Here is a 19282-nt window from a genome sequence, read left to right on the forward strand (position 1 = left end):
CACCTGTGGATAACAAAGAGCCGGTTAAAGTGCCCCTTCATGCCGCCCGAAGGGTGTAAATTGCGAGCCGGCCCCGGCACTTGCTCCGGGAGCTTTATGGGACCAGACACTATGAAATTTTCGCACCTACACGTTCACACGCAGTACTCGCTCCTTGATGGCGCCGCCTCCATCTCCTCGCTTTATAAAAAGGCGATCGCCGACGAAATGCCCGCCCTGGCCATCTCCGACCACGGCAACATGTTCGGCGTCTTCGAATTCGTGGCGCAGGCCTACAAGCACACCGACGCGGACGGCAAGCCGAAAGTGAAACCCATCGTCGGCTGCGAATTCTACCTCGTGGAGAACCGCTTCGCCAAAACCTTCACCAAGGAGGTCAAAGACCGCCGCTTTCACCAGATCCTGCTGGCCAAGAACGAAGAAGGCTACAAGAACCTCGTGAAGCTCACCTCCCTCGGGTTCATCGAAGGGATGTACTCCAAGTACCCGCGAATCGACAAAGAGCTCATCTTAAAATACCACAAGGGCCTTATCGCCACTACCTGTTGCCTCGGCGCCTCGGTGCCCCAGGCAATCCTGAATAAAACGGAAGCCGAGGCAGAGACCGAATTCAAGTGGTGGCTCGACCTGTTCGGCGACGACTTCTACGTGGAGTTCCAGCGCCACGGCATGGCCGAGCAGGACAAGGTGAACAACGTCCTCGTGAAATTTGCCAAGAAGCACAATGTGAAGGTGATCGCCTCCAACGACTCGCACTACACCGACGTGGAAGACTTCAACGCCCACGACATCCTGTTGTGCATCAACACCGGCGAGAAGGTGGCTACGCCCGCCCTGCGCGAGTTCAACGACGACGACGTGAACACGAAGAACATGCGCTTCGCCTTCCCCAACGACCAGTTCTATTTCAAGAAGACGGAGGAGATGATCAAGGTGTTCCAGGACATTCCCGAGGCTATCGACAACACCAACGAGATCGTGGACAAGGTGGAGCTGCTCAACCTGAAGCGCGACATCCTCCTCCCCGCCTTCCCGCTGCCCAAGGAATTCCAGGTGCACGACGATTCGAACCTGAACCAGTGGGAATACCTGCATCACCTGACCTATGAAGGCGCCCGCGCGCGCTACTCGGAGATCACCGAAGAAATACGGGAACGCCTCGACTTCGAGCTGTTCACCATCCGCACCATGGGCTTCGCCGGTTACTTCCTCATCGTGTCGGACTTCATCAAGGCCGGCCGCGACCTCGGCGTGTTCATCGGCCCCGGCCGCGGCTCCGCGGCGGGCTCGGCGGTGGCCTATTGCATCGGCATCACCAACATCGACCCGATCAAATACAAGCTCCTGTTCGAACGCTTCCTGAACCCCGATCGTAAGTCGATGCCCGATATCGATACGGACTTCGACGACGAAGGCCGGCAGAAAGTGATCGACTACGTGGTGCAGAAATACGGGCAGAACCAGGTGGCCCAGATCGTAACCTACGGTACCATGGCCGCCAAGTCGAGCATCAAGGATGTGGCCCGCGTGATGGACCTGCCCCTCGCCGACTCCAACGCGCTGGCGAAGCTCATTCCGGAAAAACCCGGCACGAAGCTGTACCGCGTGCTCCACGCCCCCATCACTGCTAAGGAAGGCGACAAGCCCCTCGAAGACGAATACGGCCAGGACGATATCGAGAACATCCGCAAGGTGCGCGAGATCTACAACGGCAAAGACATGCCGGCCGACGTGCTGCGCATCGCCGAGAAGCTCGAAGGCTCCGTGCGCAACACGGGTATTCACGCAGCCGGTATCATCATCGCCCCGAAAGACCTGACGGAGCTCATTCCCGTATTTACGGCGAAAGACTCCGACCTGTTCATCACCCAGATCGAAGGCTCCATCATCGAAGACTCGGGCGTTATCAAGATGGACTTCCTGGGTCTGAAGACCCTCTCCATCATCCGCGACGCCCTCCTTATGATCAAGGAGAACCACGGCGTGGACATCGTGATCGACGACGTGCCGCTGGACGATGAAAAGACCTACGAACTGTACCAGCGCGGCGACACCATCGCCACGTTCCAGTTTGAAAGCCCCGGCATGCAGAAGTACCTCAAGGAACTGAAGCCTGACCAGTTTGCCGACCTCATCGCCATGAACGCCCTCTACCGCCCGGGACCGATGGCCTACATCCCCCAATACGTGGACCGCAAGCACGGCCGCGAGGAAGTGGTGTACGACCTGCCCGAGATGGAGGAATACCTCGAAGAAACCTACGGCATTACGGTATATCAGGAACAGGTGATGCTGCTGGCGCAGAAGATCGCCGGCTTCTCTAAGGGCGACGCCGACGTGCTGCGCAAGGCCATGGGTAAAAAAGACCGGAAGACGCTCGACAAGATGAAGAGCAAGTTCGTCGACGGTGCCGTGGCCAAAGGGCACAATGCCAAAGTGCTCGACAAGGTGTGGACCGACTGGGAGGCCTTCGCCCAATACGCCTTCAACAAATCGCACTCTACCTGCTACGCTTTCGTGGCCTACCAGACCGCCTACCTCAAGGCCCACTACCCCGGAGAGTATATGTCGGCGGTGCTCAACCACGCCAACGCCCTCGACAAGCTGACGTTCTTCATGGAAGAATGCAAGCGGATGGGCCTGAAGGTGCTTGGTCCCGATATCAACGAATCGAAGAAAGGCTTTGCCGTGAACGAGCAGGGTGATATCCGCTTCGGGCTCGGCGGCCTCAAAGGCGTGGGTGAGAATGCGGTGGAAAATATTATCGACGAGCGCAAAAAGGACGGCCGCTATGCCGATCCTTATGATTTCATTAAGCGCATCAACAGCCGCACGGTAAACAAGCGCACGCTGGAATGCCTCGTGCAGGCCGGCGCCTTCGACTCCTTCCCGCAGCTCCACCGCGCCCAGTATTTCTGTGTGCCGGAAAATGAGACGCAGAACGGACTGGAAAAGATCATCAAGTTCGGGCAGGTGGTGCAGGCCCAAAGCATCAACACGAGCAACACGCTCTTCGGCGACCTGCCTTCGGTGCTCGACATCAAGCCACCGCAGATACCCAATTGCCCGCCCTGGAGCCTCACCGAGCAACTCGAGCGCGAGAAGGAAGTGGCGGGCATCTACCTCAGCGGCCACCCGCTGGATCACTACAAATTCGAAATGCGGCACTACGGCATTACTTCCGTGGCCGACTTCAACGACAGCAAGGATTCAAAGCTGCTGGCGGCGCAGGGCCGTTCCTTCAAGCTGCTTTGCCTCGTTACGAGCGCGCAGCAGCGGATCTCGCGGCAGGGCAACAAGTTCGGCTCCTACGTGATCGAGGATTATTCGGGCAAGACCGAGCTGGTGCTTTTCGGCGACGACTACATCCGCTTCAGCCCCTACCTGCAGCTCGGCGCGGCTGTGTTGCTGACGGGCTCCTTCCAGAAGCACCGCTTCCGCGACGAGTACGAGTTCAAGCCGGGCTCGATCAACCTCGCCGAGAACATCAAGCGGCAAATGACCCGGAGCCTGCAGCTCGAGCTCGACGTGCGCAACCTCGAGCCCGGGTTCATCGACTTCCTGGACGAGAACATTAAAAAGTTCCCGGGCAGCACGGGCCTCAAGATCCTGGTACGCGAGCCCAAGGAAGCGCTGAAGGCCGGCTTCTCCACGCTCGGCAGCGGCTTCGAGATGAACTGGGACCTCATCCAGTGGCTCGATGGCCGACCCGAGATCGATGTGAAAGTGCAGACGGCCTGACGGAGTAACCTGACCTTATCGACACTACCGATACAGCCATCAAATCTTTCAATAGCCGCGGCGGCTGACGGAATGGCCGGGTAATGGTTCCGGAACTAAATTTGTTCTTTCAATCTGAAACTTTAAACAAACGAATCATGGCACAAGCATTTACGGACGCGAACTTTCAGAACGACGTACTGAGCTCCGATAAACTTACGGTAGTAGACTTTTGGGCAGAATGGTGCGGTCCCTGCCGCGCGATCGGTCCCGTCATCGACGAGCTGTCGAAAGACTATTCGGGCCGCGTCAACATCGGTAAGGTGAACGTGGATGAGAACCCCCAGGTGAGCATGAACTACGGTATTACATCGATTCCCGCCATCCTCTTCATCAAGAACGGCGAAGTGGTGGACAAGCTCGTCGGCGCCCAGCCGAAGGCCAACTTCGTGAAGAAGATCGAAGCGCACATCTAACACAACAATGGACTATTTGAATAAAGGCCTCCCGACCGGGCGGCCTTTTCCTTTGTTGCGGAACCTGCATCCAGGCCTGGAACAAAAAACCCTCCCGCGCTGCGGGAGGGTTTTTGTTTTGAAGCCCTGTTTAATGGGCCACCTGCATCACGGCCTTGGGATCGTGTTTGTGCCGGAAGAGCAGTACGAACAGGAGGGCCACCACGAGCGCATAGGCAGAAAAGGATAGCCAGATCTCGTGCCACTGCTTGTGACCGTCGACGGTGAAGAAGCGGTCGATGACGTAGCCACTCACCGTGCTGCCCAGCCAGGCGCCGGCGCCGTTGGTCATCATCATGAACAAGCCCTGCGCGCTGGACCGGATGCCGGGGTCGGTGGTCGTTTCCACAAACAGCGATCCGGAGATATTGAAGAAGTCGAAGGCCATGCCGTATACGATACAGGAAAGAACGATCATCCACAGCCCATCGGCAGGGTTGCCGTAGGCGAAGAGCCCGAACCGCAGCACCCAGGCCAGCATCGAGAAGAGCATCACGTTCTTGATGCCGTAGCGGCGGAGGAAGAACGGAATCGTAATGATAAAGACCGTCTCGGAGATCTGCGAGATCGACATGATGATCGTAGAGTACTTCACCACGAAAGAATCGGGGCCGTACAGCGGGTTGTTCTTGAAGTCGTCAAGGAAGGTATCACCGTAGGCGTTGGTGAGCTGCAGCGCAGCGCCGAGCAGCATCGAGAACAGGAAGAACAGGGCCATCTTATAATTACCGAACAGCTTGAAGGCCTTCAGTCCGAGTTGCTCAACGAGTGAGGCATCCTTGGCGATCGTGCGCTGGGGTGGGCACTTGGGAAGGGTAAAAGAGAACAGTCCCAGCAGCACCGCGGCAGCGCCGCCGATGAGAAACTGGTTGGTGTTGGCCTTGCTGCCGGTGAGGTTGGTGATCCACATCGCCACGATAAAGCCGATGGTGCCCCAAACGCGGATAGGCGGGAACACCTTCACCACGTCGTATCCTTCGCGTTTCAGGATCGAATAAGCGATGGAATTGGAAAGCGAGATCGTGGGCATGTAGCAGATCATGGCGCCCAGGATCGTGTAGTAAAGCTGGTCGGCGGTTTTGGCCTGCGGCACGAGGAAGAGGAAAGCGCCGTAGAGAATGTGCAGGATGCCGTAAAGCTTTTCAGCGTCCATCCATTTATCGGCAATAATGCCCGTGATGGCCGGCATGAAAAGGGAGGAAAGCGCGAGTGTTCCGAAGATAGCACCGAACTGCGCGCCGGCATTCGGGTTGTTGGCAACGAAGGCCGGGTTGTTGAAATAATAAGTGGCGATGGTGATCAACCAGGCGCCCCACACGAAAAATTGCAGGAAGCTCATCACCGTCAGTCGCATTTTGATATTCATCAGCAAGTCATTTGGTTAGAGGCGGAAAGATAGCCTTTTTCGGCAACGCGCCAAGAAGGCAGGAGCTTGTTTACAGGGCCTGTGGGCAACCCGGAACAGGACGTTTGCGTATTTGAAAAGCGTCGGAAAAAACACTTAAATATTCTTCGGGTTTCGCTAATTTTAGGGGCCTATTCACTTTTTGATAACATAAAACTAAACTGCTTTGAAAAAATTTACCCTCCTGCTTTTAGGGTTAAGCTTTGTGGGCATTGCGCTGCATGCTCAAAAAACGGAGCCCTCAGCCGTAAAACCGATTCGTTGCGGAACCATGGAGGCCATTGAAGAACGCCTCCACGCAGACCCGGCTTTCCGGGCTGAGTGGGAACGTAACCAGCGCGCGGGCGTTGCTCCCGGAACGGCGCGCACCAACGCTACTCTACGCACGACGACCCTGACCGGACCGGTGACGATCCCGGTAGTGGTGCACGTGGTCCTTCCCGATCCCAACCAGATCACCGAAGCGCAGGTCGACTATTTCCTGGACCGTCTCAACCTCGACTTTTCGGGTCTGAACCCGGACAGCGCGAATGCCGGTACGGCTTTCATGCCCCTCCGTGGTCACTCCCTGATCCGCTTTACCCGTGCCCGCCGCACCCCGTCGGGCCAGCTCACCAACGGCCTCGAGCGCCGCGTGGGCAGCGTGCAGATCGGCACCACCACCTACCAGGCCATCAAGCACGCCAGCGCAGGCGGTCTCGATCCCTGGGACGTGACGAAGTATTATAACCTCTGGGTAGGTATCGGTGCCGGTGGCCTGCTCGGCATCGCCCCCAATATCGGTCCCGGCAACGCCACTGAAACGACCGGATCCTCCATCGGTATCGATGGCGTTTGCGTGGACTACCGCGGCTTCTCCAACGGTTGCTTCTCCTTCCCCGAATTCAACCTCGCACGGACGGCCGTACACGAGATCGGTCACAACTTCGGCCTCTACCACAGCTTCACCGGCTGTGCCGCAGGCGCCGACTTTGCCCAGATCACGCCGAACTTCGCCGACGCCAGCCTCTATGGCGCCGCCGCCGACGATACCCCGGGCCAGTCTACGGCTACCTCGGGTTGCCTCACCGGCATTGTCGCCTCCAACTGCGCCGGTGTACCCAACCCTCCGGGCAAAATGTACCAGAACTATATGGACTATACGGATGACCGCTGCTACTCGATGTTTACCATCGGACAGGTGCGCCGTATGCACGCCGTTCTGGAGCTCATGCGCCCCGGTTACCTGACCACCGATGGCGCCACGCCGCCCGCCGGCACACTGGCGCTGGACGTTACGCCGACGGCGCTCATCGCTCCCGGTGGCTCGGAGTTCAACAACACTACATGCGCATCCACGACCTACCCGACGCCTACCTGCGCCGGAGCCGTGGTTCCCCGCGTAATGGTTACCAACGCCGGTACGAGCACCATTACTTCGGTAACGGTAACGGTAAGCAACAACGGCGGCGCCCCTGTCAGCACAACTGTTACGGGCCTGAACATCCTGACGGGCTATGGTGCGTCGGTGGCCCTGCCCTCGATCAACCTCGTAACCGGCACCAACACGCTGGTATTTACGGTATCGAATCCCAATGGCAGCGCCGATCAGAATGCGGCCAACAACACGTTCACCACGAGCGTTGTGATCAACGGCGGCTCTGCGCCCCCGCTGACGGAAAACTTCGTTTCGACGACGTTCCCGCCCGCCAACTGGACGATCTTCAACCCGAACGGCAACTTTACCTGGCAGCGTTCCGCCACCGGTAACGGCAATGCCGGGTCGATGTTCTTCGACAACTTTAACAACAGCGCCGGCGGCCAGATCGACGAGCTGCGCAGCATGCCTGTTTCGGTGGCTCCCACCGACCAGATCAGCGTTGCCTTCGACGTGGCCTACCGCCCCTACAGCCTCACCACCAACCCCGACACGTTCGCCGTGCTCGTCTCGAACGACTGCGGTGTGAACTGGACCGAGATCTATAAGAAGTGGGGCGTTAACCTCGCCACGGTGGCCGGTACGATCACCGCCACGGGTTATGTGCCCACCGGTGCCGCCGACTGGCGCCGGGAGAACATCACGCTGTCGCCCGCCCTGCTCAACGGCGGCAACATCCAGGTAGCGTTCCGCTCGCGCGGCCGCTTCGGCCAAAACGTATACGTAGACAACATCAACGTATCCAAAGTGGTCGCCCGCGACCTGGCGCTCACCACCCTGGTAGCTCCCGGCACGCAATCCTGCGGACGCACCATCACGCCGCAGATCACCGTGCGCAACAACGGTGTTGAAACCGTTACGGCATTCAACGTGAACTACAGCATCGATGGCGGCACCCTCACAACCCAGACCATCACGGCACCCCTCGCTGCCGGCGCCAGCACCACGCTGACCTTTGCCACGCCCACTACGGTGGGAAGCACCGGCAACCACACGATCGCCGCTTACACCAGCGACCCGATCACGGCCGGCGGTATCGGCGACCTGACCCCTGCGAACGACACGGTACGCCGTACGTTCAACATCATCAATCTGGCTGCTACCCCGCTGGTGGAAGGCTTCGAAGGCGCTTCCTTCCCGCCTCCCGGCTGGACGATCAGCAACCCCAACGGCGACATGACCTGGGAAGCCCGCTCCCCCGGCCGTAACAGCCTGAAGTCGATGTTCATCGACAACTGGAACAACACCGACGGCCGCCTCGATGAGATCCGCCTCCCGGCCCTCAACATCGCGGGCGCCGACTCCGTGGCCATCTCCTTCGACGTAGCTTACAAGGCCTACACCGGCTCACCCGACACGCTGGGTGTATACGCTTCGGCCGACTGCGGCAACAGTTTCACCGCTGTGTACAAGAAGCAAGGCACGACGCTGGCCACTGCCGGCACTGCTACCACCGAGTACACCGCACCGGCTTCCGGCGACTGGAGAAGAGAGCGCACGCTGATCAGCAGCCCCGCACAACTGGCCTCGGGCAACATGATCCTTTACTTCCGCAACACAAGCCGCTTCGGCAACAACCTGTTCGTAGACAACGTCAACGTCGAGCCCTACTTCGGCCGTGACCTCTCGATCGTTTCGGCGCTCCCCGCCTTTACGATCTGCGAACCCGCCACGACACCCTCTGTTGTGGTGCGCAACGAAGGCACGCAAACGATCACTTCCTTTAAAGTAGCCTACAGCATCAACAACGGTACGCCTTTGGTGCAGACGGTGAATACCAACCTGGCGCCGAGCAGCACCATGACCGTGACCTTGGCCGGCGCCACCTTCCCGGCCGCAGCCACCACGCCCTTCAAGGTGTGGGTAGCCGACCCGGTTTCCGCCAGCGGCACCGGCGACGCCCGTCGCAGCAACGACACTTTGAACCGTACCGTAACCGTTGCTTCGAAAGTGAACGCACCGCTGGTTGAGAACTTCAGCGCCAGCAGCGCCACTTCCTTCCCGCCCTCCGGTTGGACCGTAGTGAACAGCGACAACGCAACCACCTGGACCTGGAGCGTAGCCGGTAACGGCAACGCCGGTTCGGCCTTGCTGAACTCGTTCAACTACACCGGAACCGGCCACGAAGACGGCCTGGTAACCCCCGTCGTTCAGTACAGCGGCGCTGACTCCGTCACCCTCGCCTTCGACGTAGCCGCCGGCTCCCGCCTCTACCCGGGTTCCACGGTTCAGTCGCTCGACACCCTCGAAGTGCTGGCCACCGCAGACTGCGGCGCCACCTACCAGAGCGTGTACAAGAAATGGGGCCAGGAACTCCAGACCGTTCTGGAGAACGCAGCCGCCAACTTCCCGCAGGGTACCGGCTTCGCACCGAATGCCACGCAGTGGCGCAGTGAGCGTGTTGACGTGAGTGGCTTCACCACGCAGCCGCAGGTACAGTTCCTGTTCCGTGCCCGTTCGAACAACGGCAACAACATCTACATCGACAATGTTAACGTATCGGCCCGCACCCTTCCGGCCAACCTGAAGGCCAATGGCTACGTGATCACGCCGAACCCGACGTCCGGTAACACGTTCCGCATCTGGCACCTGCGCCAGCCGACGACGCTGCGTTATGTTAATGTTTACGATGCGAAAGGCGCCTTGGTATGGACGAAGTCGTACAGCAAGAACGCCGAAAATGTTATTACCGTAGATTTGTCGGGTAAACCGGCAGGCGTGTACATGGTCAGCCTTGGCTATGACGACGACTACCGTAATGTAACCGAACGCGTCATCAAGCAATAATGAACACCACATCTGTCGAAAGATTAATTACCGAACAAACCCGTGAACTGAAAGAAATAGGCGAAAAAGTAATCAATCATACTCGGCTTACAGATGAAGACGGACTGCTCCTTTTTGAAAGGGGCAGTCTTTCTTTTATCGGGGCCCTCGCCAACCACGTACGGGAAGAAAAACACGGCGACAACACGTATTTCAACCGCAACTTCCACATTGAGCCGACGAACGTATGCGTGTTTTCCTGCCACTTCTGCTCCTACTCCCGCCTCTATGCGCACCGCGAGGAAGGCTGGGAGCTGAGCATGGACGACATGCTCCAAATTGTGAAGAAATACGACGGCCGACCGGAGACGGAAGTGCACATCGTAGGCGGCGTGCACCCGAAGATGAACCTGTATTTCTTCGTGGACCTGCTGAAGGCCATCAAGGCACATCGCCCCGACCTCCACATCAAAGGCTTTACGGCCGTGGAGCTCGATTATATGTTCCGCAAGGCCAAACTGTCGGTGGAAGAAGGCATGAAGGTGCTGCACGAAGCCGGCCTCGACTCGCTGCCCGGCGGCGGCGCCGAGATCTTCAATGAAGAAGTACGCCGGAAGATCTGTCCCGACAAGGTAGACGCCGATGGCTGGCTGCACATTCACGAAACGGCGCACAACCTGGGTATGCACAGCAACGCCACGATGCTCTACGGCCACGTGGAGACCTACGCCGACCGCATCGATCACATGAGTCGGCTGCGGGCCCTCCAGGACCGCACAGGCGGCTTTAATACATTCATCCCGCTGAAGTTCCGCAACGGTGGCAACGACATGAGCCACGTGCCCGAGTGCAGCCTTGTGGAGGATTTCAAGACCTACTCGGTAGCGCGCCTGTTCCTGGACAACTTCCCCCACCTGAAGGCTTACTGGCCGATGCTGGGCCGCAAGAATGCCCAGCTCTCCCTGGCCTTCGGCGTCAACGACATCGACGGCACCATCGACGATACCACCAAGATCTACTCGATGGCCGGCTCCGAGGAGCAAACCCCGGCGATGAGCACCGAAGAGATCGTGACCCTGATCAAACAGGTGCGCCGCAAACCGGTGGAGCGGGATACGCTGTACAACGTGATCACCGCGTACTAACAACCGGCCAACCGCTTAATACGGTCATAATAGAAACGCCGCTCCTCCCGGGGCGGCGTTTCTATGATCAGGCCACTAACTTATTAACCGGTCAACCGGTTATTTCGCCATTTTGGCTTTCAGGTTCTCGTCGATCGCATCCAGGAACTCCTCGGTGTAGAGGTAGTCTTTGCCGTGCTCGGCCTTGCCCGGGTTGATGGTGAGGGCGAGGTCCTTGGTCATCTTGCCGCTTTCAACGGTTTCGATGCATACGGCTTCGAGGGCGTTGCAAAAGTCGATCAGCTCCTGGTTGCCATCGAGCTTGCCGCGGAAGGCGAGACCGCGCGTCCAGGCGAAGATGGAGGCGATGGGGTTGGTTGACGTCGGGCGACCCTTCTGGTGCTCACGGTAGTGACGCGTTACGGTGCCGTGGGCAGCCTCGGCTTCCATTGTCTGGCCGTCGGGCGTTACGAGTACCGAAGTCATCAGGCCCAGCGAGCCGAAGCCCTGGGCAACGGTATCGCTCTGCACGTCGCCGTCGTAGTTTTTACAAGCCCATACGAAGTTGCCGTTCCACTTGAGGGCGGAGGCCACCATGTCGTCGATGAGGCGGTGCTCGTAGGTGATACCGGCGGCTTCGAACTTCGACTTATAATCGGCCTGGTAGATCTCTTCAAAAATGTCTTTGAAGCGGCCGTCGTATTTCTTGAGAATGGTGTTCTTGGTCGAGAGGTACAGCGGCCAGCCTTTGCTCAGCGCCATGTTGAAGCAGCTGTGCGCAAAGCCGCGGATCGACTCGTCGGTGTTGTACATAGTGAGGGCTACACCGTCGCCACGGAAGTTGTACACCTCGTGCTCGATCACGGTGCCGTCTTCGCCTTCGAACTTCACTGTCAGCTTGCCTTTACCTTTCGTTACGAAATCCGTAGCGCGGTACTGATCGCCGAAAGCGTGGCGGCCAACGATGATGGGCGCATTCCAGTTGGTTACGAGGCGGGGGATGTTCTTGATCACGATCGGCTCGCGGAACACGGTGCCGTCAAGGATGTTGCGGATGGTGCCGTTGGGGCTCTTCCACATCTGCTTCAGCTTGAATTCCTCCACGCGTGCCTCGTCGGGGGTGATGGTGGCGCACTTGATGCCCACGCCGTATTGCTTAATGGCGTTGGCGGCGTCGATCGTCACCTGGTCGTTGGTCTGGTCGCGGTATTCCACGCCGAGGTCGTAATACTTGATATCCACTTCCACGTAGGGAAGGATGAGTTTATCCTTGATGAATTTCCAGATGATCCGGGTCATTTCGTCGCCGTCCAGTTCTACCACCGGGTTGGCCACTTTGATCTTTTGGGTCATGAAGCAGGGATTTTTAGTCAAAAAATAGGCGCCGAAGGTACGCATTGAACCAATTCCGGCTTGGGAATTAGCGGGAACGTTTGCGCCTTCGCTGCGGTGATACGGACAGCCCCCGGCCCTTCGGCCCATTCCCGGCTTCCACTCCCGCTCCCGCCCCTGACTCCACGGCAGCCTGGAACGACTCCCTCTCCCGCTGCCTCTGGGCCCGCTTCACCTTCGACTCGGCGAACCTGCACGATGTGAGCGGCCACAACCGTCACCTCCGCGGCTTCAACGGGATTGCGACGGGCAGCGACCGCAACGGCGCTGCCGGGAAGGCTCTCGCCTTCAACGGCGTGAACCAGTACGCCCTCCTGGACAGCGGCATCCATTTTCCCGCCGGCGATTTCACGCTGGCCTTCCAGATGAATTCGGAGCTGAACGGCGACCGCCGCATCTTCAACAAGGCCGACATCAACTCGGCTCAAAGCCCCTCGCTTACCGTCGGCTTCAACTCCAACTATGCCAACCAGCTCTCCATGGCCATCGCCAGCCATAACCTGTGCGGCGGCTACGGCGATTTCAACCCTGTAAGGAAAAGCCGGAACATAAAAAAAGGACGCCCTTGGGCGTCCTATTTTAAGTCGGTACCGCTACCCTTAGAATTCCTTCTTCGGTGCGTTGATCGCGTTGCCCACATGGCCCTTATTCACCTGGTCGTTGCCCAGGTTGTCGAGGATCCAGTTGGTCATCTTGCTCCAGATATGGAAGGTGGTATTGTCGGCGCCACCGGAGATGCCGTGGTTCTTGTTGGGATAATACATCGTTTCGAAGTCCACGTTGGCCTTCACCAGCGCCGAGATCATCTGGGTGCTGTTCTGGAAGTGCACGTTGTCGTCGGCGGTGCCGTGGATGAGCAGGAACTTACCCTTGATGCGGTTCACGAAGTTGATGGGCGCATTGTCGTCGTAGCCCGATTTGTTTTCCTGGGGTGTACGCATGTAGCGCTCGGTGTAGATATTATCGTAAAAGCGCCAGGAGGTCACGGGCGCCACGGCCACGGCCGCCGAGAAGGCGTCGTTGCCCTTGGTGATGGCCAGCGAGCTCATAAAGCCGCCGAAGCTCCAGCCCCAGTGCCCGATGTTCTTCGGGTCCACGAACGACTGCTTCGCGAGGTATTTGGCCGCGTCGATCTGGTCTTCGATCTCAAACTTGCCGAGCTGCAGATAGGTCTTTTTCTTGAACTCTTCGCCGCGGAAGCCGGTGCCGGTATTGTCTACCGATACCACGATAAATCCTTTCTGGGCCAGCATCTGGTGCCACATCGAAACAGCACCGAATCGGTTGGCCACCTGCTGCGAACCGGGGCCGCCGTAGTTACAAAACAGCACCGGGTATTTTTTGTTCGGGTCAAAGTTGGCGGGCTTCAGCATCCAGCCATTGAGCGTGTCTCCCTTGCTGTTGGGGATGCGCATGAATTCAGCCTGGCCGATGCCATATTCTTTTATGGTTTGCTTCAGCTTGCTGTTTTCGCCAACCGGTTTAATGAAGGTCGCCTTGTCCTTTTTCAGGTTGTAGAGCGAAACCGTCTGCGGCGTATTGATGTTGGAGTAATAGTCCATGAACTGCGTGTAGCTATCGTTCAGCTCCACACGGTGCCAGCCGGTGCCCTGTGTCAGCTGCTTGGTGTTGCGGCCGTTGAGATCCGAAACAAACAGGTTGCGGTCCATCGGCGTGGGGTAGGCCAGCGTATAATAAACGAGTCCGTTCTTTTCGTCTACACCGTTGATGTCGGCGATGTCGGCCTTCATCTTCGTAATCTGGATCTTTTTCTTTCCGTCGATGCTGTAGCGGTACAGCTGCGTAAAGCCGTTCATCTCGGAGGTGAACAGGTAGCTCTTACCATCCTTCAAAAACTGCCAGTTGTCGTTGATCTCAACGAAGTATTTGTTCTGCTCGCGGTACAGCTCCGTAGCCGTGCCCGTAGCGGGGGCGGTCAGCAGAAGGCGCAGATCGTTCTGGTGGCGGTTGAGCCAGAACACCACGAGCTTCGGGTTCGCGTCGCGCGTCCACTTGATGCGGGGAATGTAAATGTCGCCCTGCTCGTACTGGGCCGCCACGTCGTTGCGGCTGGCTACGTCGTAGAGACGGATCTGCACCTTGGAATTGCTTTCGCCAGCCTTGGGATACTTGTAGCCATACTGGCGGTTGTAGGCGCTGTCGTACATCGTGAACTGGAATTCCTTAACCGCAGCCTCGTCGAACTTGTAGTAAGCGATGTACTTGCCGTCGGGGCTCCATTCAAAGGCGCGGCTGAATTCGAATTCTTCTTCATACACCCAGTCGCAGTTGCCGTTAATGACCTGGTTCCACTTACCGTCGGTGGTGACAGCGGTGGTGGCCGCCGAAGCGATATCGTAGATATACAGGTTATTGTCGAACACGTAGGCGATCTTGCTGCCGTCGGGCGAGAAGGTCGGGTGCAGCACCTTACCGTTGTTGAGGCGCACAGCTTTCTTACCGGCGAGGTCGTACACATAGGCCGTCGCCTTCGAGGAGCGGCGGTAGATAGGCTCGCGGCCGTTGAAGAACAGGACGCGCTTGCGGTCGGAAGAAACCTGGTAGTCGACGCTGCTGACCACCTTGCCGGTTTCGTCCTTTACGTCGGAGGGATTGAACAGCGAGTCGTCGGAAGTGCCGGCAAAGCCTGGAACGAATTCACTGCGGAAGGTGCCTTTCTTGTAAATGTCTTCCATGGTGATCTGCTTCGTCTGGGCGACGGCCAGGAAGGGCAGAAACAGGAACAGAAATAGGATGCGCATGTGCATTTTGAATTTGAGGGCTAAATATAATATAGGAAAACTGCGCGGGGCGCGCCTTTTGAAGAGCGGCAAATACTTTAACGGAGCGGAAAGCGCTTCGGCTGCTCTCAGCGTGACAAGGAGGCTAAGGTGAAAAAGGTTTTTCACCGCTAAGAAAAGAAGGTGGTACGCAACAATGAAAAACAAAATGGACCCGCTGAATGCGGGTCCATGTATTTTCTGCGCGAAACGCTTATTCTCTTTTTTTCTTTCTCCGACCGCCAAAGCTTTAGCGTTGGCGGAGTGGTTCCGATGCTTTTTCCCTAACCTTCTTAAGCTTTCGCATCAGCCATGTCGGGGATGGCCTCTACCTTGTAGGCACCGGCGTCGAGCTTGGCCTTTGTTTCAGAGAAGGCGTTCAGCGTTGCCTCGATGTCGGCTTCGGTGTGCGAAGCAGTCGGAATGAGGCGGTAGATGATGTGGCCCTTCGGGATCACCGGGTATACCACGATCGAGCAGAAGATGCCGTAGTTTTCGCGAAGGTCCATCACCATGGCGGTGGCTTCTTCCACGCCGCCCTTCATGTACACGGGCGTCACCATCGTATCGGTGTTGCCGATGTCGAAGCCGCGCTCCTTGAGGCCGGCCTGGAGTGTACGAGCGTTGTGCCACAGCTTCGCGCGCATTTCGGGCATGTTGCGCAGCATTTCCAGGCGCTTCAGGTTGCCGATCACGATGGGCATAGGCAGGCTCTTGGCGAAGATCTGCGAGCGGATGTTATAGCGGATGTAGTCTACGATCTGGCGGTCGCCGGCCACGAAGGCGCCGATGGAAGCCATCGACTTGGCGAAGGTGGAAAAATACAGGTCGATGCCGTCCTGTACGCCTTGCGCTTCGCCGGCACCAGCGCCGGTGTCGCCGAGGGTGCCGAAGCCGTGGGCATCGTCCACCAGCAGGCGGAAGGAATATTTTTGCTTCAGGTCAACGATCTCTTTAAGCTTGCCCTGGTCGCCGGCCATGCCGAACACGCCTTCGGTGATCACCAGGATACCGCCCTGCTTGTTTTTTTCCACCAGTGCGGTGGCGCGCTCCATCTGCTTTTCGAAGTCTTCCAGGTCGTTGTGCTTGAATACAAAGCGGTGGCCGGCATGAAGACGGAGTCCGTCGATGATGCAGGCGTGGTCTTCGGCGTCGTAAACGATCACGTCGTGGCGGGAGCAAAGCACGTCGATGATGCTCACCATGCCCTGGTAACCGAAGTTGAGTAGGGCGGCGTCTTCCTTACCCACGAACTCGGCGAGTTCGCGCTCGAGCTGCTCGTGGTAGTTGGAGTTGCCGCTCATCATACGGGCGCCCATGGGGTAGGCGAGGCCGAACTCCTCGGAGCCGTCGGCGTCAGCCTTGCGCACATCGGGGTGGTTGGCGAGGCCCAGGTAATTATTGAGGCTCCACACGATCACGTCTTTGCCCCGGAATTTCATGCGGCTGCCGATCTCGCCTTCCAGCTTCGGAAACGCAAAATAGCCGTGGGCGCGCTCGCGGTGCTGACCGAGCGGGCCGTAATTTTTTACCAAACGCTCAAAAATATCTGCCATGTAACGGAGGTTTTAAAATTCGCGCGAAGGTACGGAATTATAAACGAAGCAGCACCACGGCGAGTCTCCAGCCACCGGGCTCGTGGCGCCACAGGCGCACGAACGGCTCGGGTTCGCCCTTGGCATTGGGCGTGGTGCCGTAAACCAGCGCCAGGTCGCCGGAGGGCGAAAGGAGCCGGCCCAGGGTCGTCGCCTCGATGTGCTGGGGCAGGGCTTTGAGCCACTTTTGCTGCTGACCCGGCGTGAGGGCGTACGATTGGCCGGTACGCAGGAGCACGCTGGTGACCGACAGGAAGCTGCGGTGTGCCGCACGGGCGTCGCTACGGAGCACTACCGTAAAGGCACTGTCGGCCAGCTGCAGCGAGGCTTCATCGCCGCGGGACTTGCTGGCCTGGAAGGGATAGAGCACCTGCAGCGGCTCGGGGCCCTCGTCGGTGCCGCAGTCGAAGAGGAACTTCCACTGGTTATCGGCCTGCCGGTGCCAGATGGTAAAAAAGTGCCCGCGAGCCGACACCGAATCGGCTTCGGTGGAACGATAGGTCCAGGGGCCCGTGGAAAAGCCCCAGTCGCCGGAGTTGGCCAGCTCCGCCACCACGGGTTTCCAATGGAGCAAGCCAGGGCGCTTTTCCTTGGCCTGCCATTCGGCGTAGCTCTTTTGAAAGGCGTTCTTGCGGTACATCACAGCGGCCGTATCCATAAAGGCGAGGAAGGCGTCGCGGGTGTTTTCGCGCACCGACTGTGCGGCAAAGCGGTTTTCGGCGGCCACCATGTCCTGCAGCGCGGGCGGCTGCGCGTGGCACCAGCCCCCCGCAAGGAGCGCCGCCACGAGTAAAAGATGCTTCATCGCCCCAAGATATAATGCATTTTTAAAGAGGCGCTGCCGCCGGTCCTTTTTTGAGCCGTAATTTTGCCGCCTTAACCCCGATCCGGATATGAAGCGTTTGGTTTTTGCCTTGTTCTTTTTCAGTTTCCTCATCCCCGCCGGCGCCCAGATGCCCGAGCGGCCCAAGCTGGTGGTAGGCCTTGTGGTGGACCAGATGCGTTGGGACTACCTTTATCGCTACGCCGACCGCTACGGCAAGGACGGCTTCCGCCGCCTGCTGCGCGAGGGCTTTTCCTGCGAGAATACCTTTATCCCCTACACGCCGACTTATACGGCGCCCGGCCACACCTGTATTTATACGGGCAGTGTGCCCTCGCTGCACGGCATCATTTCCAACACCTGGTGGGACCGGCGCACCGACACCACGATGTACTGCACCGAAGACAAGTCGGTAAGCGGCGTCGGCAGCAACAGCGTCTGGGGGCAAATGTCGCCGCGCAACCTCTGGGCCAACACGATCACCGACGAACTGCGGCTCGCCACCAACTTCCGCAACAAGACCATAGCCATCGCCCTCAAGGACCGCGGGGCGATTCTGCCGGGAGGCCACACGGCCAACGGTGCTTTCTGGTTCGACAACGCCTCGCACGGCTGGATCACGAGCACCTATTACGGCAACAGCCTGCCGGGCTGGGTACAGGCGTTCAATGCCAGGGCCCTTCCTGATGCGTACCTGAAACAAAACTGGAACACCCTCTACCCCATCGCCACCTATGCCCAGAGCAGCCCTGACGCGCAGCGCTGGGAGGGCGTTTTGCCGGGCGGCACCAATACCTTTCCACACCGCACCGACACACTGCGCGGCGATGTGGCCATGAACGCCTTCCGTACCTCGCCCTGGGGCAATGCCTATACGTTGGAATTCGCCAAGTCGGCCATTGCCAACGAGCGCCTCGGCAAGACCGCGTTTACCGACTTCCTTGCCGTGTCACTCTCTTCAACTGACTATATTGGCCACACTTTCGGTCCCAATTCGATCGAAGCCGAAGACTGCTTCCTGCGGCTCGACCAGCAGCTGGCCTCCTTCCTCAAATACCTCGACGAGCAGGTGGGCAAGGGCAATTACCTGTTGTTTCTCACCGCCGACCACGGCGCCGCACACACCCCGGGCTTTACTGCCGACCAGAAGATCCCTTCCGGCCGCGTGGACGACCGGGCCCTTCAGGACAGCCTCAATGCCGCCGTGTCGCGTGCCTTCGGGTTCCCGCGCGTGGTGCGCTCCCTGATCAACTACCAGGTGTACCTCGACAACGAGGCCATTCGCCGCGCCGGCGCCGACCGCGTGGCCGTCAAGAACTTCGTAATGGCCGAGCTGATGCGTCACCCGGGCGTGTCGAAGGTGGTGGACCTCGAAAACCTCACCGGGGCCACGCTGCCGCCGCGGATCAAGGATATGGTCATTAACGGCTACAACCAGCAGCGCAGCGGCGATATCCAGTTCGTGTTTCGCCCGCAGTGGTTCGACTGGGGCGGCAATACGGGCACCACCCACGGCGCCCCCTACCCCTACGACGCACATATCCCGCTGCTGTGGTTTGGCTGGAAGCAGAAGCCCGGACGTCTCGTACGCGAAGTGTACATGACCGACATCGCCGCCACGCTGGCCGCCCTCCTGCATATCCAGATGCCCAATGCCAGCCTGGGCAAGCCCATCGAAGAGGTGGTCCGCTAGGGATGGTTTGTATTTTGGGTTTGTGGTTGAAAGTCGGCTATCATCCGGATAA

Annotated in this window: 10 protein-coding genes; 5 read left to right on the forward strand and 5 right to left on the reverse strand. The window is 58.6% G+C overall.

The genetic code is table 11. The annotated features are described in order from the left end of the window. Nucleotides 1–111: 111 nt before the first annotated feature. Both dnaE and trxA read left to right on the forward strand, forming a co-directional pair. Nucleotides 112–3741, forward strand: coding sequence for a DNA polymerase III subunit alpha (dnaE, locus tag E0486_RS03570; protein WP_131850764.1), 3630 nt, complete (start codon nucleotides 112–114; stop codon nucleotides 3739–3741). A gap of 137 nt (nucleotides 3742–3878) precedes the next feature. Then, nucleotides 3879–4196, forward strand: coding sequence for a thioredoxin (gene trxA, locus E0486_RS03575; RefSeq protein ID WP_131850765.1), 318 nt, complete (start codon nucleotides 3879–3881; stop codon nucleotides 4194–4196). Nucleotides 4197–4326: 130 nt separating this feature from the next. Here trxA and E0486_RS03580 read toward each other — a convergent pair whose 3' ends face one another. Beyond that, the gene (locus E0486_RS03580; RefSeq protein WP_131850766.1) at nucleotides 4327–5601 is read right to left on the reverse strand and encodes a nucleoside permease; all 1275 of its coding nucleotides are present in this window, start codon (nucleotides 5599–5601) and stop codon (nucleotides 4327–4329) included. Between the two features lie 310 nt (nucleotides 5602–5911). On the opposite strand from E0486_RS03580, the gene E0486_RS03585 reads away from it, so the two are divergent. Both E0486_RS03585 and mqnE read left to right on the forward strand, forming a co-directional pair. Then, nucleotides 5912–9844, forward strand: a complete 3933-nt coding sequence (locus E0486_RS03585; protein ID WP_131850767.1) for a T9SS-dependent choice-of-anchor J family protein — start codon at nucleotides 5912–5914, stop codon at nucleotides 9842–9844. Continuing rightward, a complete protein-coding gene (mqnE, locus tag E0486_RS03590; RefSeq protein ID WP_131850768.1) occupies nucleotides 9844–10968 on the forward strand; it encodes an aminofutalosine synthase MqnE in 1125 nt (374 codons plus the stop codon). Before E0486_RS03585 ends, mqnE begins: the two co-directional genes overlap by 1 nt. 99 nt (nucleotides 10969–11067) lie before the next feature. Here the strand turns inward: mqnE and E0486_RS03595 are convergent, their stop codons facing one another. The 4 genes from E0486_RS03595 to E0486_RS03610 all read right to left on the reverse strand — a co-directional run bounded on the left by E0486_RS03595 (nucleotide 11068) and on the right by E0486_RS03610 (nucleotide 17519). Beyond that, nucleotides 11068–12300 (reverse strand): NADP-dependent isocitrate dehydrogenase, encoded by a 1233-nt coding sequence (locus tag E0486_RS03595; RefSeq protein ID WP_131850769.1) that lies wholly within the window; start codon nucleotides 12298–12300, stop codon nucleotides 11068–11070. 638 nt (nucleotides 12301–12938) lie between these two features. Continuing rightward, nucleotides 12939–15101, reverse strand: coding sequence for a S9 family peptidase (locus E0486_RS03600; protein WP_165917177.1), 2163 nt, complete (start codon nucleotides 15099–15101; stop codon nucleotides 12939–12941). 311 nt (nucleotides 15102–15412) lie between these two features. Continuing rightward, entirely contained in the window at nucleotides 15413–16675 is a 1263-nt protein-coding gene (locus tag E0486_RS03605) for an aminotransferase class I/II-fold pyridoxal phosphate-dependent enzyme (RefSeq protein ID WP_131850771.1), read from the reverse strand. A gap of 37 nt (nucleotides 16676–16712) precedes the next feature. Beyond that, nucleotides 16713–17519 (reverse strand): YybH family protein, encoded by an 807-nt coding sequence (locus E0486_RS03610; RefSeq protein WP_131850772.1) that lies wholly within the window; start codon nucleotides 17517–17519, stop codon nucleotides 16713–16715. An 88-nt stretch (nucleotides 17520–17607) separates the two neighbouring features. On the opposite strand from E0486_RS03610, the gene pafA reads away from it, so the two are divergent. After that, nucleotides 17608–19230, forward strand: coding sequence for an alkaline phosphatase PafA (pafA, locus tag E0486_RS03615; RefSeq protein ID WP_131850773.1), 1623 nt, complete (start codon nucleotides 17608–17610; stop codon nucleotides 19228–19230). The last annotated feature ends 52 nt before the right edge of the window (nucleotides 19231–19282 follow it).

This window comes from Flaviaesturariibacter aridisoli (genome assembly GCF_004343705.1).
Lineage (GTDB): Bacteria > Bacteroidota > Bacteroidia > Chitinophagales > Chitinophagaceae > Flavisolibacter > Flavisolibacter aridisoli.

Coding starts and splice junctions, on each gene's coding strand:
- dnaE (WP_131850764.1), top strand. CDS start 112: ATGAAATTTTCGCACCTACACGTTCACACGCAGTACTCGCTCCTTGAT.
- trxA (WP_131850765.1), top strand. CDS start 3,879: ATGGCACAAGCATTTACGGACGCGAACTTTCAGAACGACGTACTGAGC.
- E0486_RS03580 (WP_131850766.1), bottom strand. CDS start 5,601: ATGAATATCAAAATGCGACTGACGGTGATGAGCTTCCTGCAATTTTTC.
- E0486_RS03585 (WP_131850767.1), top strand. CDS start 5,912: ATGGAGGCCATTGAAGAACGCCTCCACGCAGACCCGGCTTTCCGGGCT.
- mqnE (WP_131850768.1), top strand. CDS start 9,844: ATGAACACCACATCTGTCGAAAGATTAATTACCGAACAAACCCGTGAA.
- E0486_RS03595 (WP_131850769.1), bottom strand. CDS start 12,300: ATGACCCAAAAGATCAAAGTGGCCAACCCGGTGGTAGAACTGGACGGC.
- E0486_RS03600 (WP_165917177.1), bottom strand. CDS start 15,101: ATGCGCATCCTATTTCTGTTCCTGTTTCTGCCCTTCCTGGCCGTCGCC.
- E0486_RS03605 (WP_131850771.1), bottom strand. CDS start 16,675: ATGGCAGATATTTTTGAGCGTTTGGTAAAAAATTACGGCCCGCTCGGT.
- E0486_RS03610 (WP_131850772.1), bottom strand. CDS start 17,519: ATGAAGCATCTTTTACTCGTGGCGGCGCTCCTTGCGGGGGGCTGGTGC.
- pafA (WP_131850773.1), top strand. CDS start 17,608: ATGAAGCGTTTGGTTTTTGCCTTGTTCTTTTTCAGTTTCCTCATCCCC.